Source organism: Streptomyces sp. NPDC046122 (assembly GCF_056429965.1).
This window is the reverse complement of record NZ_JBWKLQ010000015.1, coordinates 87,607-101,013: the sequence shown is the minus strand read 5'-3', so window position 1 is coordinate 101,013 and position 13,407 is coordinate 87,607. Positions and strand designations below refer to the sequence as shown.

Genomic DNA, 13,407 nt, shown 5'->3' with positions numbered 1-13,407 from the left:
ATCAGACCGCCCTCATCAGCAGGGTCACGGCGATGAGGATCGCCGTACCGCCGAACATCGAGACCGCGTACGAGCGGGCGTAGCCGTTCTGCAGCTTGCGCAGGCGGCCGGAGAGCCCGCCGACCGAGGCCGCCGTTCCGTTGACCACTCCGTCGACCAGGGTGTGGTCGACGTACACCAGCGAGCGGGTGAGGTGCTCGCCGCCGCGGACCAGGACGACGTGGTTGAAGTCGTCCTGGAGCAGGTCGCGCCGGGCGGCGCGGGTCAGCAGCGAGCCGCGCGGGGCGACCACCGGCACGGGCTTGCGGCCGTACTGGAGGTACGCGATCGCGACGCCGGCCAGCAGGACGGCGACCGTCATGCCGGTGATGACCGGCACGCTGATCGGCGGGTGCGGGTGCTCGAACCGCGTCACCGGCTCCAGCCAGTTCACGAACCGGTCGCCGATGCTGAAGAACCCGCCCGCGAAGACCGACCCGAAGGCGAGCACGATCATCGGGATCGTCATCGACTTGGGCGACTCGTGCGGGTGCGGCATCTCACCCGGCGTCACGCCGGCGCCGGGTTCGACGTCGGCGGCCCTGTCCGGGTCGGGGGCGGGCTGCCAGCGCTTCTCGCCGAAGAACGTCAGGATCATCACGCGCGTCATGTAGTACGCCGTGATGCCCGCGCCCAGCAGCGTGACCGTGCCGAGGATCCAGCCCTGCGTGCCGCCCGAGGCGAAGGCCGCCTCGATGATCTTGTCCTTGGAGAAGAAGCCGGACAGGCCCGGGAAGCCGATGATCGCGAGGTACCCGAGTCCGAACGTCACGAAGGTCACCGGCATGTACGTCCGCAGGCCGCCGTACTTCCTCATGTCGACCTCGTCGTTCATGCCGTGCATGACCGATCCGGCGCCGAGGAAGAGGCCGGCCTTGAAGAACCCGTGCGTCACCAGGTGCATGATCGCGAAGGCGTAGCCGATGGGGCCGAGGCCCGCCGCGAGGATCATGTAGCCGATCTGCGACATCGTGGAGCCGGCCAGCGCCTTCTTGATGTCGTCCTTCGCGCAACCGACGATCGCACCGAAGAGGAGCGTGACCGCGCCGACCGTCACGACGGCGGTCTGCGCGTCGGGGGCGGCGTCGAAGATGGCGCCGGACCGGGTGATGAGGTAGACGCCGGCCGTCACCATGGTGGCGGCGTGGATGAGGGCCGAGACCGGGGTCGGGCCCTCCATCGCGTCACCGAGCCAGGACTGGAGCGGCACCTGGGCCGACTTGCCGCAGGCGGCCAGCAGCAGCATGAGCCCGATGGCCGTCATCTTGCCCTCGGTCGCGTCCCCGGTCGCCCCGAGGACCGGCCCGAAGGCGAAGGTCCCGAAGGTCGTGAACATCAGCATGATCGCGATCGACAGGCCGATGTCACCGACGCGGTTGACGATGAACGCCTTCTTGGCCGCCGTCGCCGCGCTGGGCTTGTGCTGCCAGAAGCCGATGAGCAGGTACGACGCCAGGCCGACGCCCTCCCACCCGAAGTACAGCAGCAGGTAGTTGTCGGCGACGACCAGCAGGAGCATCGCCGCGAGGAAGAGGTTCAGGTAGCCGAAGAAGCGGCGACGGCGTTCGTCGTGCTCCATGTAGCCGATCGAATAGAGATGGATCAGGGTGCCGACCCCGGTGATCAGCAGCACGAACGTCATCGACAACTGGTCGAGCTGGAACGCGATGTCCCCCTGGAAACCCTCCACGGGAACCCAGCTGTAGAGGTGCTGACGCATGGTCCGCGCCTCGGCGTCGTACCCGAGCATCGCGCCGAACAGCACCAGGCCGAGTACGAACGAGGCTGCCGCGAGCACCGTGCCGATCCAGTGGCCGGCACGGTCGAGCCGCCGCCCGCCGCACAGCAGGACCGCCGCTCCGAGCAAAGGCGCCGCTACGAGCAGCGCAATCAAGTTCTCCACGATTCTTGCGACCCCTTACAGCTTCATCAGGCTGGCGTCGTCGACCGAGGCCGAGTGGCGGGACCGGAACAGCGACACGATGATCGCGAGACCCACCACGACCTCGGCGGCGGCGACCACCATCGTGAAGAACGCGATGATCTGACCGTCGAGATTGCCGTGCATCCGGGAGAAGGCGACGAACGCGAGGTTGCAGGCGTTGAGCATCAGCTCGACGCACATGAAGACGACGATCGCGTTCCGCCGGATCAGGACGCCCGCCGCACCGATGGTGAACAACAGCGCGGCGAGGTAGAGGTAGTTGACCGGATTCACTGGGAGACCTCCGAATCGTCCTGGTCACGGCTCGCCCCGCGGCCGAGCCGCTCCTCGGAGCGCTGCTCCAGCGCCTTGAGGTCGGCCATCGCCTCCCGCGACACGTCACGGATCTGACCGCGCCCGCGCAGGGTCCTGTTGACCGTGAGCTCCGACGGCGTGCCGTCCGGCAGCAGGCCGGCGATGTCCACCGCGTTGTGCCGGGCGTACACGCCGGGTGCGGGCAGGGGCGGCAGGTGCTTGCCGCGTACGCGCTCCTGGGACAGCTCCCGCTGCGTCTTCGCGCGCTCCGTGCGCTCGCGGTGCGTGAGCACCATCGCGCCGACGGTCGCCGTGATGAGCAGGGCGCCGGTGAGCTCGAAGGCGAAGACGTACTTGGTGAAGATGAGCTCGGCGAGGCCCTCGACGTTGCCCCCGGCGGCGGTGTTGGCCCGGCCGAGTCCGTTGAAGGTGGACAGCGAGGCCTGACCGATGCCGGCCATCAGCAGGATCCCGAAGCCGAGACCGCAGCCGGCGGCCAGCCAGCGCTGGCCCTTGAGCGTCTCCTTCAGGGAGTCGGCGGCCGTGACACCGACCAGCATGACGACGAAGAGGAAGAGCATCATGATCGCGCCGGTGTAGACGACGATCTGGACGACGCCCAGGAAGTACGCGCCGTTGGCGAGGTAGAAGACGGCCAGGACGATCATCGTCCCGGCCAGGCACAGCGCGCTGTGCACCGCCTTCTTCATCAGGATCGTGCACAGGGCGCCGATGACGGCGACCGTACCGAGGATCCAGAACTGCACGGCCTCGCCCGTCGACGTCACGGAGGCGGCGAGAGCGTTCATCCGCCGATCACCTTCTCCGTCGTCGGCTCGCCCTCACCGAAGGTCGACGCGGCCTCCTGGGGCCGCTCGCCCCTGCTGTGCGCCACCTGCCGCTCCGTGCCCGGCGCGGCCTCGGTCACCAGGCCCCGGTAGTAGTCCTGCTCGTCCATGCCGGGGAAGACCGAGTGCGGCGCCTCGACCATGCCCTCCTCCAGTCCGGCGAGCAGCTGCTCCTTGGTGTAGATGAGCGACTCACGGCTGCTGTCGGCCAGTTCGAACTCGTTGGTCATCGTCAGCGCGCGGGTGGGGCACGCCTCGATGCACAGGCCGCACAGAATGCAGCGGGCGTAGTTGATCTGGTAGACGCGGCCGTAGCGCTCACCCGGGGAGTAACGCTCCTCCTCGGTGTTCTCCGCGCCCTCCACGTAGATGGCGTCGGCCGGACAGGCCCAGGCGCACAGCTCGCACCCGATGCACTTCTCCAGCCCGTCCGGGTGGCGGTTGAGCTGGTGCCGGCCGTGGAAGCGCGGCGCCGTCGTCTTCTGCTGCTCCGGGTACTGCTCGGTCAGCCGCTTCTTGAACATGGCCTTGAAGGTCACGCCGAAGCCGGCCACCGGGTTCTGCCAGGGCGTCCGGGGGGCATCCCCCGGCTTTGGGGTGTCAGGCATCGTCGGCCTCCTTACCGTCACTCTTAGTGTCCGGCCCACCACTGACAATGAGCTCGCGCTCGTGGCGCGGCCGCCTGCGGGGCACCGGTGGCAACTCCTGCCCGGGCAGCGGAGGCACCGGGAATCCGCCCGCCATCGGGTCGAACGCGGGGGGTTCCTCGCCGTCCTCCGCGGCCTTCTGCCGCTCCTTCTTGTCGCGGAAGACGTCCGCGACGAAGGACAGGAGCAGGACCGCGACGATCGCCCCGGCGACGTACAGCACGATGTTCTGGAATTCCATGTTCTCGTTGCGCATCGCGCGCACGGTGGCGACCAGCATCAGCCAGACCACCGAGACCGGGATCAGGACCTTCCAGCCCAGCTTCATCAACTGGTCGTAGCGCACGCGGGGCAGCGTGCCGCGCAGCCAGATGAAGAAGAAGAGGAGCAGCTGGACCTTGACGACGAACCAGAGCATCGGCCACCAGCCGTGGTTCGCGCCCTCCCAGAACGTGCTGATCGGGTACGGGGCCCGCCAGCCGCCCAGGAAGAGGGTGACCGAGACCGCCGAGACGGTGACCATGTTGACGTACTCCGCCAGCATGAACAGCGCGAACTTGATCGACGAGTACTCGGTGTTGAAGCCGCCGACCAGGTCGCCCTCGGACTCCGGCATGTCGAAGGGTGCGCGGTTCGTCTCGCCCACCATCGTGACGACGTAGATGATGAACGACACCGGCAGCAGGATGATGAACCACCGGTCCTGCTGCGCCTCGACGATCGCCGAGGTCGACATCGACCCGGAGTAGAGGAACACCGAGGCGAAGGCCGCGCCCATGGCGATCTCGTACGAGATCATCTGCGCACAGGAGCGCAGGCCGCCGAGGAGCGGGTACGTCGATCCGGACGACCAGCCCGCGAGGACGATGCCGTAGATGCCGACGGAGGCGACCGCGAGGATGTAGAGCATCGCGATCGGCAGGTCGGTCAGCTGCATCGTGGTGCGCTGTCCGAAGATCGAGACCTCGTTGCCGGCCGGGCCGAACGGGATGACCGCGATCGCCATGAACGCCGGGATCGCCGCGACGACCGGGGCAAGGACGTAGACCACCTTGTCCGCCCGCTTGACGATCACGTCCTCCTTGAGCATCAGCTTGACGCCGTCCGCGAGGGACTGGAGGAGGCCCCAGGGACCGTGCCGGTTGGGGCCGATCCGCAACTGCATCCAGGCGACGACCTTGCGCTCCCACACGATGGAGAAGAGCACGGTGATCATCAGGAAGGCGAAGCAGAAGACGGCCTTGATCGCGACGAGCCACCACGGGTCGCGCCCGAACATGGACAGGTCCTCGGCCGCGAGAAGCATCGTGTTCACGCGAGCACCTCCGGTACGTCGGTGGCGGAGGCGGCCGCCGGGCCGATGCGGACGACCTGTCCGGGGACCGCGCCGGTGTCGGATGCGACGCCGCCGCCCGCCGAGTTCAGCGGCAGCCACACCACGCGGTCCGGCATCGCCGTGACCTGGAGCGGCAGTTCGACCGTTCCGGCGGGTCCGGTGACGGCGAGCAGGTCGCCGTCCTTCACTCCGGTGCCGGCGGCGGTGGTCGCGGAGAGCCGGGCGACGGCCGCGTGACGGGTGCCTGCCAGCGCCTCGTCGCCGTCCTGGAGCCGGCCCTGGTCGAGCAGCAGCCGGTGCCCCGCGAGGACCGCCTCCCCGTCGCCCGGGCGCGGCAGCGGCTGGGGGGACTCGGCCGGGTCGGTGGCGTGCGCCCCGCCCCAGGCGCCGAGCCGCTCCATCTCGCGGCGTACGGCCCGTACGTCCGGCAGCGCGAAGTGCACGTCAAGGGCGTCGGCAAGCATGTGCAGCACCCGCGCGTCGGCGGGGGCGAGCGTGCGGGTCATCTGGTCGGGCTTCAGTGCGGCCTCGAACATCCGGACCCTGCCCTCCCAGTTGAGGAAGGTGCCGGGCTTCTCCGCGACGGCGGCGACCGGAAGGACGACGTCCGCCCGGTCCGTCACCTCGCTGGGCCGCAGCTCCAGGGAGACGATGAACCCGGCCTGGTCGAGCGCTTCCCGCGCGCGTACCGGGTCGGGCAGGTCCGCGACCTCGACGCCCGCGACGAGCAGCGCGGCCAGTTCACCGGTGGCCGCGGCCTCGATGATCTGGCCGGTGTCGCGCCCGTAACGGCTCGGCAGTTCGGCCACGCCCCAGACCGCCGCCACCTCGTCCCGCGCGCGCGGGTCGGTGGCCGGACGGCCGCCGGGCAGCAGCGCGGGCAGCGCGCCCGCCTCGACGGCCCCGCGCTCACCGGCCCGGCGCGGGATCCACACCAGAGCGGCGCCGGTCGCGGTGGCGGCCCGTACCGCGGCGGTGTACGCGCCGGGCACGGCGGCCAGCCGCTCACCGACGACGATCACCGCGCCGTCGGCGCGCAGCGCCTCGGCCGCGGCGAGCCCTTCGGCGTCGAGTCCCGTGTTGCCCGCGATCGCGTCGAGCCACTCCGGTTCGGTGCCGGGCGCGGCGGGAAGCAGCGTGCCGCCCGCCTTCGTCAGGCCCCGGGTGGCGTGGGTCGCGACGGCGAAGGTGCGCTGCCCGTGCTTGCGGTGGGCCTTGCGCAGCCGCAGGAAGACGCCGGGGGCCTCCTCCTCGGACTCGATGCCGGCGAGCAGTACGGCGGGCGCCTTCTCCAGCGCCGTGTACGTGACGCCGCTGCCGTCGAGGTCGCGTCCGCGCCCGGCCACCCGCGACGCCAGGAAGTCGGCCTCCTCGCCGCTGTGCACGCGCGCGCGGAAGTCGATGTCGTTGGTGTCCAGGGCGATGCGCGCGAACTTGGCGTACGCGTACGCGTCCTCGACGGTGAGCCGGCCGCCCGTGAGGACACCGGCCCGCCCGCGCGCCGCCGACAGCCCCCTGGCCGCCGCTTCGAGCGCCTCGGGCCAGCTCGCCGGCTCCAGGACGCCCGCCTCGTTGCGTACCAGCGGAGTGGTGAGCCGGTCGGGGCGCTGCGCGTAACGGAAACCGAAGCGGCCCTTGTCGCAGATCCACTCCTCGTTGACCTCGGGGTCGTCGGCCGCCATGCGCCGCATGACCTTGCCGCGCCGGTGGTCGGTCCGGGTCGCGCAGCCGCCCGCGCAGTGCTCGCAGACGGACGGCGACGACACGAGGTCGAAGGGCCGCGACCGGAAGCGGTACGCCGCCGAGGTCAGCGCGCCCACCGGGCAGATCTGGATCGTGTTCCCGGAGAAGTACGACTGGAAGGGGTCGCCCTCGCCGGTGCCGACCTGCTGGAGCGCACCGCGCTCGATCAGCTCGATCATCGGGTCGCCCGCGACCTGGTTGGAGAAGCGGGTGCAGCGCGCGCACAGCACGCACCGCTCGCGGTCCAGCAGCACCTGCGTGGAGATCGGGACGGGCTTCTCGTACGTCCGCTTCCTGCCCTCGAAGCGGGACTCCGCGTCGCCGTGGGACATGGCCTGGTTCTGCAGCGGGCACTCGCCGCCCTTGTCGCAGACCGGGCAGTCCAGCGGGTGGTTGATCAGCAGCAGTTCCATCACACCGCGCTGGGCCTTGTCGGCGACCGGCGAGGTGAGCTGGGACTTGACGACCATGCCGTCGGTGCACGTGATGGTGCACGACGCCATGGGCTTGCGCTGGCCCTCCACCTCGACGATGCACTGGCGGCAGGCGCCGGCCGGGTCGAGGAGCGGGTGGTCGCAGAAGCGCGGGATCTCGATGCCGAGCAGTTCGGCGGCCCGGATGACCAGAGTCCCCTTGGGGACGGAGATCTCGATGCCGTCGATCGTGAGCGACACCAGGTCCTCGGGCGGGAGCGCCGCCTCGCCGCCTCCGGAGGGAGCACTTGTCGTGACGGTCATGCGTTCACCTCCGTGGGGTGGGCGGGCTTGTCGGCCCAGACGGTCGACTTGGCCGGGTCGAAGGGGCAGCCCTTGCCGGTGATGTGCTGCTCGTACTCCGCACGGAAGTACTTGAGCGAGGAGAAGATCGGGGACGCGGCGCCGTCGCCGAGCGCGCAGAACGACTTGCCGTTGATGTTGTCGGCGATGTCGTTCAGCTTGTCGAGATCGCTCATGCGGCCCTTGCCGGCCTCGATGTCGCGCAGCAGCTGCACGAGCCAGTACGTCCCTTCGCGGCAGGGCGTGCACTTGCCGCACGACTCGTGCGCGTAGAACTCGGTCCAGCGGGTCACGGCCCGCACCACGCACGTCGTCTCGTCGAAGCACTGGAGCGCCTTGGTGCCGAGCATCGAGCCCGCCGCGCCGACGCCTTCGTAGTCCAGCGGTACGTCGAGGTGCTCGTCGGTGAACATCGGGGTCGACGAGCCGCCGGGCGTCCAGAACTTCAGCCGGTGGCCGGCGCGGATGCCGCCGCTCATGTCGAGCAGCTGGCGCAGCGTGATGCCGAGCGGGGCCTCGTACTGGCCGGGGCTGGTGACGTGGCCGCTCAGCGAGTACAGCGTGAAGCCCGGGGACTTCTCGCTGCCCATCGACCGGAACCAGTCCTTGCCCTTGTTGAGGATCGCGGGAACGGACGCGATGGACTCGACGTTGTTCACCACAGTGGGGCACGCGTAAAGACCCGCGACGGCGGGGAAGGGGGGACGGAGCCGGGGCTGGCCGCGCCGGCCTTCGAGCGAGTCGAGCAGCGCGGTCTCCTCACCGCAGATGTACGCGCCCGCGCCCGCGTGCACGGTGAGTTCCAGGTCGAGGCCGCTGCCGAGGATGTTCTCGCCGAGGTAGCCCGCCGCGTACGCCTCCCGCACGGCCTCGTGCAGCCGGCGCAGTACGGGGACGACCTCGCCGCGCAGATAGATGAACGCGTGGTTCGACCGGATCGCGTAGCAGGCGATCACGATCCCCTCGATGAGGGAGTGCGGGTTCGCGAAGAGGAGCGGGATGTCCTTGCAGGTCCCCGGCTCCGACTCGTCGGCGTTGACGACCAGGTAGTGCGGCTTGCCGTCGCCCTGCGGGATGAACTGCCACTTCATGCCGGTGGGGAAGCCCGCGCCGCCGCGTCCGCGCAGACCGGAGTCCTTGACGTACGCGATGAGGTCGTCCGGGGACATGGCGAGGGCCTTGCGCAGGCCCTCGTACCCCTCGTGCCGCCGGTAGGTGTCCAGGGTCCAGGACTTCGGGTCGTCCCAGAACGCCGACAGGACGGGTGAGAGCAGCTTTTCCGGGCTGGTCTCGTTGATCTCGGCTGCCAAGGTCATCACTCCCCCTCCTCGGTTTCCGGTCCGGCCGGGTGAGCGGGGTCGGACGCCGAGGTCTGCTGCGGAGCGTCGTGCGAGCTGAGGTGCTCGGACGGCGAAGGATCGTGCGGCGACCCGTTCTGCCGGGTCTCCGCGCGCGGGTGCACCACACGGTGCTGCGGCGCCTCGCCCTTGGCGAGCTTGAGGCCGATGAGCGAGGCGGGTCCGGCGCCGCCGGTCGCCTCGACGGCGCCGGGGCGCTCGTCGGGGAAGCCGGCCAGGATGCGGGCGGTCTCCTTGTACGTGCACAGGGGCGCGCCGCGGGTGGGCCGCACGGGCCGCCCGTCCCGCAGGTCGTCGACGAGGCGCTTGGCGGACTCGGGCGTCTGGTCGTCGAAGAACTCCCAGTTGACCATCACCACGGGGGCGAAGTCGCAGGCGGCGTTGCACTCGATGTGTTCGAGGGTGACCTTGCCGTCCTCGGTCGTCTCGTTGTTGCCGACGCCGAGATGCCGCTTCAGCTCGTCGAAGATCGCGTCGCCGCCCATCACCGCGCACAGCGTGTTGGTGCAGACGCCCACCTGGTAGTCGCCGCCCGGCTTGCGCCGGTACATCGAGTAGAAGGTGGAGACCGCGGTGACCTCGGCGGTGGTCAGGCCGAGCGTCTCGGCGCAGAACCGCACGCCGGTGCGGGTGACGTGACCCTCCTGCGACTGCACGAGGTGCAGCAGCGGCAGCAGGGCGGACCGGCTGTCGGGGTAGCGGGCCACGACCTCCTTGGCGTCCGCGTCGAGCCGGGCGCGTACGTCGGCCGGGTAGTCGGGAGCGGGGAGCTGCGGCATCCCCAGGCTCACCTCTTGATTCGCTGGTGTGGCGGTCACCGGTCGACGCCTCCCATCACGGGGTCGATGGACGCGACGGCGACGATGACGTCGGCGACCTGGCCGCCCTCGCACATCGCCGCCATGGCCTGGAGGTTGGTGAAGGACGGGTCGCGGAAGTGGACCCGGTAGGGGCGGGTGCCGCCGTCTGAGACGACGTGCACGCCCAGTTCGCCCCGGGGCGACTCGACGGTGACGTACGCCTGTCCGGCAGGGACCCGGAAGCCCTCGGTCACCAGCTTGAAGTGGTGGATCAGGGCCTCCATGGAGGTGCCCATGATCTTCTTGATGTGGTCGAGCGAGTTGCCGAGGCCGTCGGGTCCGAGCGCGAGCTGCGCGGGCCAGGCGATCTTCTTGTCGGCGACCATCACCGGGCCGGGCTCCCTCAGCCGGTCCAGGCACTGCTCGACGATGCGCAGCGACTGCCGCATCTCTTCGAGCCGGATGAGGAAGCGGCCGTAGGAGTCGCAGGTGTCGGCGGTCGCGACGTCGAAGTCGTACGTGTCGTAACCGCAGTAGGGGTCGCTCTTGCGCACGTCGTGCGGCAGGCCCGCCGAGCGCAGGACCGGTCCGGTCGCGCCGAGCGCCATGCAGCCGGTGAGGTCGAGGTAGCCGACGTCCTGCATGCGCGCCTTGAAGATCGGATTGCCGGTGGCGAGCTTGTCGTACTCCGGCAGGTTCTTCTTCATGGTCTTCACGAGCTCGCGGAGCTGGTCCATCGCGCCCGGGGGCAGGTCCTGGGCGAGGCCGCCGGGGCGGATGAACGCGTGGTTCATGCGCAGGCCGGTGATCAGCTCGAAGGCGTCGAGAATGAGTTCACGATCTCGGAATCCGTAGATCATGATCGTGGTGGCGCCGAGCTCCATGCCGCCGGTGGCGATGCACACCAGGTGCGAGGAGAGCCGGTTGAGCTCCATCAGCATCACGCGGATGATGCTCGCCCGGTCCGGGATCTGCTCCTCGATGCCGAGCAGCTTCTCGACGCCCAGGCAGTACGCCGTCTCGTTGAAGAACGGCGTCAGGTAGTCCATGCGCGTGACGAAGGTGGTGCCCTGCGTCCAGTTCCGGAACTCGGTGTTCTTCTCGATGCCGGTGTGCAGGTAGCCGATGCCGCAGCGGGCCTCGGTGACCGTCTCGCCGTCGATCTCGAGGATGAGCCGGAGCACGCCGTGCGTCGACGGGTGCTGGGGACCCATGTTGACGACGATGCGCTCGTCGTCGGCCTTGGTCGCCGCCTGGACGACCTCGTCCCAGTCGCCGCCGGTGACGGTGTAGACGGGACCTTCGGTGGTCTCGCGCGCTGACGCGGGTGGAGTGGTCACGAGTACGACCTCCGCTGGTCCGGAGCGGGAATCTGGGCGCCCTTGTACTCGACGGGGATGCCGCCGAGGGGGTAGTCCTTGCGCTGCGGGAAGCCCTGCCAGTCGTCCGGCATCATGATCCGGGTGAGGGCGGGGTGCCCGTCGAAGACGAGGCCGAAGAAGTCGTACGTCTCGCGCTCGTGCCAGTCGTTGGTCGGGTAGACCGCGACCAGCGACGGGACGTGCGGGTCGCTGTCCGGGGCGCTCACTTCGAGCCGGATGAGCCGGCCGTGGGTGAGCGAGCGCAGGTGGTAGACCGCGTGCAGCTCTCGGCCCCGGTCCTCCGGGTAGTGGACGCCGCTGACGCCCGTGCACAGCTCGAAGCGCAGGGCCGGGTCGTCGCGCAGCGTCCGCGCCACCCGCACCAGGTGCTCGCGGGCGATGTGGAACGTCAGCTCGCCGCGGTCGACGACGGTCTTCTCGATCGCGTTCTCCGGGAGGAGGTCCTGCTCCTCCAGGGCGCCTTCGAGCTCGTCGGCGACCTCGTCGAACCAGCCGCCGTAGGGGCGGGCGGCCGGTCCGGGCAGGCGTACGGAGCGGACGAGGCCGCCGTAGCCGGTGGTGTCGCCGCCGTTGCGCGCACCGAACATGCCGCGCTGGACGCGGATCTCCTCCCCGTGATCACCGCGCTGGCCGGGGAGGTTCTGCGCGCTGAGGTCCTTGTCGGGGTTCGGCTCGTTGACGTCGCTCACCGGAGCAGCCCCTTCATCTCGATGGTGGGGAGCGCCTTGAGGGCCGCCTCCTCCGCCTCGCGGGCCGCTTCTTCCTGGTTCACGCCGAGCTTGGAGTTCTGAATCTTGTGGTGGAGCTTCAGAATCGCGTCGATCAGCATTTCGGGACGGGGCGGGCAACCCGGCAAATAAATGTCAACAGGAACAATATGATCAACACCCTGCACAATTGCGTAGTTATTGAACATTCCGCCTGAAGAGGCGCACACGCCCATGGAGATGACCCACTTGGGGTTCGGCATCTGGTCGTAGACCTGCCTCAGCACCGGCGCCATCTTCTGGCTGACCCGGCCCGCGACGATCATGAGGTCGGCCTGCCGCGGGGAGCCGCGGAAGACCTCCATGCCGAAGCGGGCGAGGTCGTACCGGCCGGCGCCCGTGGTCATCATCTCGATGGCACAGCAGGCGAGGCCGAAGGTCGCGGGGAAGACGGAGGACTTCCGCACCCAGCCCGCGGCCTGTTCGACGGTGGTCAGCAGAAAGCCGCTGGGCAGCTTCTCTTCGAGTCCCATTGGTGACCCCTCAGCCCCTCAGTCCCATTCCAGGCCGCCGCGCCGCCATACGTACGCGTAGGCAACGAAGACGGTGAGCACGAAGAGCAGCATCTCGACGAGCCCGAAGATCCCCAGGGCGTCGAAGGAGACGGCCCAGGGATAGAGGAAGACGATCTCGATGTCGAAGACGATGAAGAGCATCGCCGTCAGGTAGTACTTGATGGGGAAGCGGCCGCCACCGGCGGGTGTGGGTGTCGGCTCGATGCCGCACTCGTACGCTTCAAGCTTTGCCCGGTTGTAGCGCTTTGGGCCGATAAGCGTGGCCATGACCACGGAGAAGATCGCAAACCCTGCCCCGAGGGCGCCGAGCACGAGGATGGGCGCGTAGGCATTCACGCTCCTCGCTCCTTCCAGTCGTCCTTGACCGTTGGACCGCACCCCGGACCTGCGTTTCACACGGCCTCCACGGCCTTCGCGACGCGAAGATCACGTATATGTGAGGCAGTTCACAAGCCCGGCTGCTTCGCATCTTATGCCTGCCGGTCTGTGATCTGCGACACGGGTCGCGACAACGTCTTTGTGATCTCCACCACCCGACGAACGATCATCAACACGGGTGAGCGGTGATCTTCATACGCGAAGTGCACGAGTGGCTACCAGACGTGACAAGTGATGGTGTTACCGCTGGTCGCGTGGGGTGTGCGCTATCAAGCGATGGCCCGTACAGGCAAATTCGCACTGGACCGCCCACCGGTGATAAGGGAATGCCGCCTCATCACTCCGGGGGAGCTCCGCGGACCGATGTGGACGCGTGAGCGCGTTCACGAGCGTCCGGGAGCCGCGAAGGGTTGCCGATCTGTGACCTGCACCACTTGGACACCGGTCCCGTACAAGCGGGCTTGGCCAACTGTGTGAACGGATGGTAAGCGGCGGGCAATTGGGGCGTAATGCGGAAAACCCATGATCACAGGCATGATCACGAGTGCCCGTATTGTCCGTTACGGCGTCAATAAAGCC

The 13,407-nt window shown here is 69.0% G+C and carries 12 protein-coding genes; all 12 read right to left on the bottom strand.

All coding sequences use genetic code 11. The features are described 5' to 3' along the window. Position 1 precedes the first annotated feature (1 nt). From nuoL to AC07FK_RS28895, 12 genes are read right to left on the bottom strand one after another with little or no spacing between them, the layout of a single operon-like run. Complete coding sequence (nuoL, locus tag AC07FK_RS28950; RefSeq protein ID WP_479107908.1) at positions 2 to 1,942, bottom strand: NADH-quinone oxidoreductase subunit L; 1,941 nt, start codon at positions 1,940 to 1,942, stop codon at positions 2 to 4. Between the two features lie 15 nt (positions 1,943 to 1,957). Continuing rightward, positions 1,958 to 2,257, bottom strand: coding sequence for an NADH-quinone oxidoreductase subunit NuoK (gene nuoK / locus AC07FK_RS28945; RefSeq protein ID WP_069927518.1), 300 nt, complete (start codon positions 2,255 to 2,257; stop codon positions 1,958 to 1,960). Then, positions 2,254 to 3,087, bottom strand: coding sequence for an NADH-quinone oxidoreductase subunit J (locus AC07FK_RS28940; protein WP_479107907.1), 834 nt, complete (start codon positions 3,085 to 3,087; stop codon positions 2,254 to 2,256). Before AC07FK_RS28940 ends, nuoK begins: the two co-directional genes overlap by 4 nt. Next, positions 3,084 to 3,734, bottom strand: coding sequence for an NADH-quinone oxidoreductase subunit NuoI (nuoI, locus tag AC07FK_RS28935; RefSeq protein WP_479107906.1), 651 nt, complete (start codon positions 3,732 to 3,734; stop codon positions 3,084 to 3,086). Before nuoI ends, AC07FK_RS28940 begins: the two co-directional genes overlap by 4 nt. Next, on the bottom strand, positions 3,727 to 5,079 hold the full coding sequence (nuoH, locus tag AC07FK_RS28930; protein ID WP_479107958.1) for an NADH-quinone oxidoreductase subunit NuoH: 1,353 nt from the start codon (positions 5,077 to 5,079) through the stop codon (positions 3,727 to 3,729). The genes nuoI and nuoH overlap by 8 nt, the downstream gene beginning before the upstream one ends. A gap of 5 nt (positions 5,080 to 5,084) precedes the next feature. After that, positions 5,085 to 7,589 carry an NADH-quinone oxidoreductase subunit G gene (locus AC07FK_RS28925; protein WP_479107905.1) on the bottom strand — a complete coding sequence of 835 codons (2,505 nt, stop codon included), beginning with the start codon at positions 7,587 to 7,589 and terminating at the stop codon, positions 5,085 to 5,087. Further along, positions 7,586 to 8,947 (bottom strand): NADH-quinone oxidoreductase subunit NuoF, encoded by a 1,362-nt coding sequence (gene nuoF, locus AC07FK_RS28920; protein WP_479107904.1) that lies wholly within the window; start codon positions 8,945 to 8,947, stop codon positions 7,586 to 7,588. Before nuoF ends, AC07FK_RS28925 begins: the two co-directional genes overlap by 4 nt. Next, positions 8,944 to 9,765 (bottom strand): NADH-quinone oxidoreductase subunit NuoE, encoded by an 822-nt coding sequence (gene nuoE / locus AC07FK_RS28915; protein WP_479107903.1) that lies wholly within the window; start codon positions 9,763 to 9,765, stop codon positions 8,944 to 8,946. Before nuoE ends, nuoF begins: the two co-directional genes overlap by 4 nt. Before the next feature lie 35 nt (positions 9,766 to 9,800). After that, positions 9,801 to 11,126: an NADH-quinone oxidoreductase subunit D gene (locus AC07FK_RS28910; protein ID WP_479107902.1), complete on the bottom strand. Its 1,326-nt coding sequence runs from the start codon at positions 11,124 to 11,126 to the stop codon at positions 9,801 to 9,803. Further along, entirely contained in the window at positions 11,123 to 11,857 is a 735-nt protein-coding gene (locus tag AC07FK_RS28905) for an NADH-quinone oxidoreductase subunit C (protein ID WP_479107901.1), read from the bottom strand. Before AC07FK_RS28905 ends, AC07FK_RS28910 begins: the two co-directional genes overlap by 4 nt. Continuing rightward, complete coding sequence (locus AC07FK_RS28900; protein ID WP_069927526.1) at positions 11,854 to 12,408, bottom strand: NuoB/complex I 20 kDa subunit family protein; 555 nt, start codon at positions 12,406 to 12,408, stop codon at positions 11,854 to 11,856. Before AC07FK_RS28900 ends, AC07FK_RS28905 begins: the two co-directional genes overlap by 4 nt. Before the next feature lie 18 nt (positions 12,409 to 12,426). Continuing rightward, the gene (locus AC07FK_RS28895) at positions 12,427 to 12,786 is read right to left on the bottom strand and encodes an NADH-quinone oxidoreductase subunit A (protein ID WP_003967084.1); all 360 of its coding nucleotides are present in this window, start codon (positions 12,784 to 12,786) and stop codon (positions 12,427 to 12,429) included. Positions 12,787 to 13,407: the final 621 nt, after the last annotated feature.

What these genes read in the sequence shown, in the direction of transcription:
- AC07FK_RS28940 (WP_479107907.1), bottom strand. Translation starts at nt 3,087, where the DNA reads ATGAACGCTCTCGCCGCCTCCGTGACGTCGACGGGCGAGGCCGTGCAG.
- nuoI (WP_479107906.1), bottom strand. Translation starts at nt 3,734, where the DNA reads ATGCCTGACACCCCAAAGCCGGGGGATGCCCCCCGGACGCCCTGGCAG.
- nuoH (WP_479107958.1), bottom strand. Translation starts at nt 5,079, where the DNA reads ATGCTTCTCGCGGCCGAGGACCTGTCCATGTTCGGGCGCGACCCGTGG.
- AC07FK_RS28925 (WP_479107905.1), bottom strand. Translation starts at nt 7,589, where the DNA reads ATGACCGTCACGACAAGTGCTCCCTCCGGAGGCGGCGAGGCGGCGCTC.
- nuoE (WP_479107903.1), bottom strand. Translation starts at nt 9,765, where the DNA reads ATGCCGCAGCTCCCCGCTCCCGACTACCCGGCCGACGTACGCGCCCGG.
- AC07FK_RS28900 (WP_069927526.1), bottom strand. Translation starts at nt 12,408, where the DNA reads ATGGGACTCGAAGAGAAGCTGCCCAGCGGCTTTCTGCTGACCACCGTC.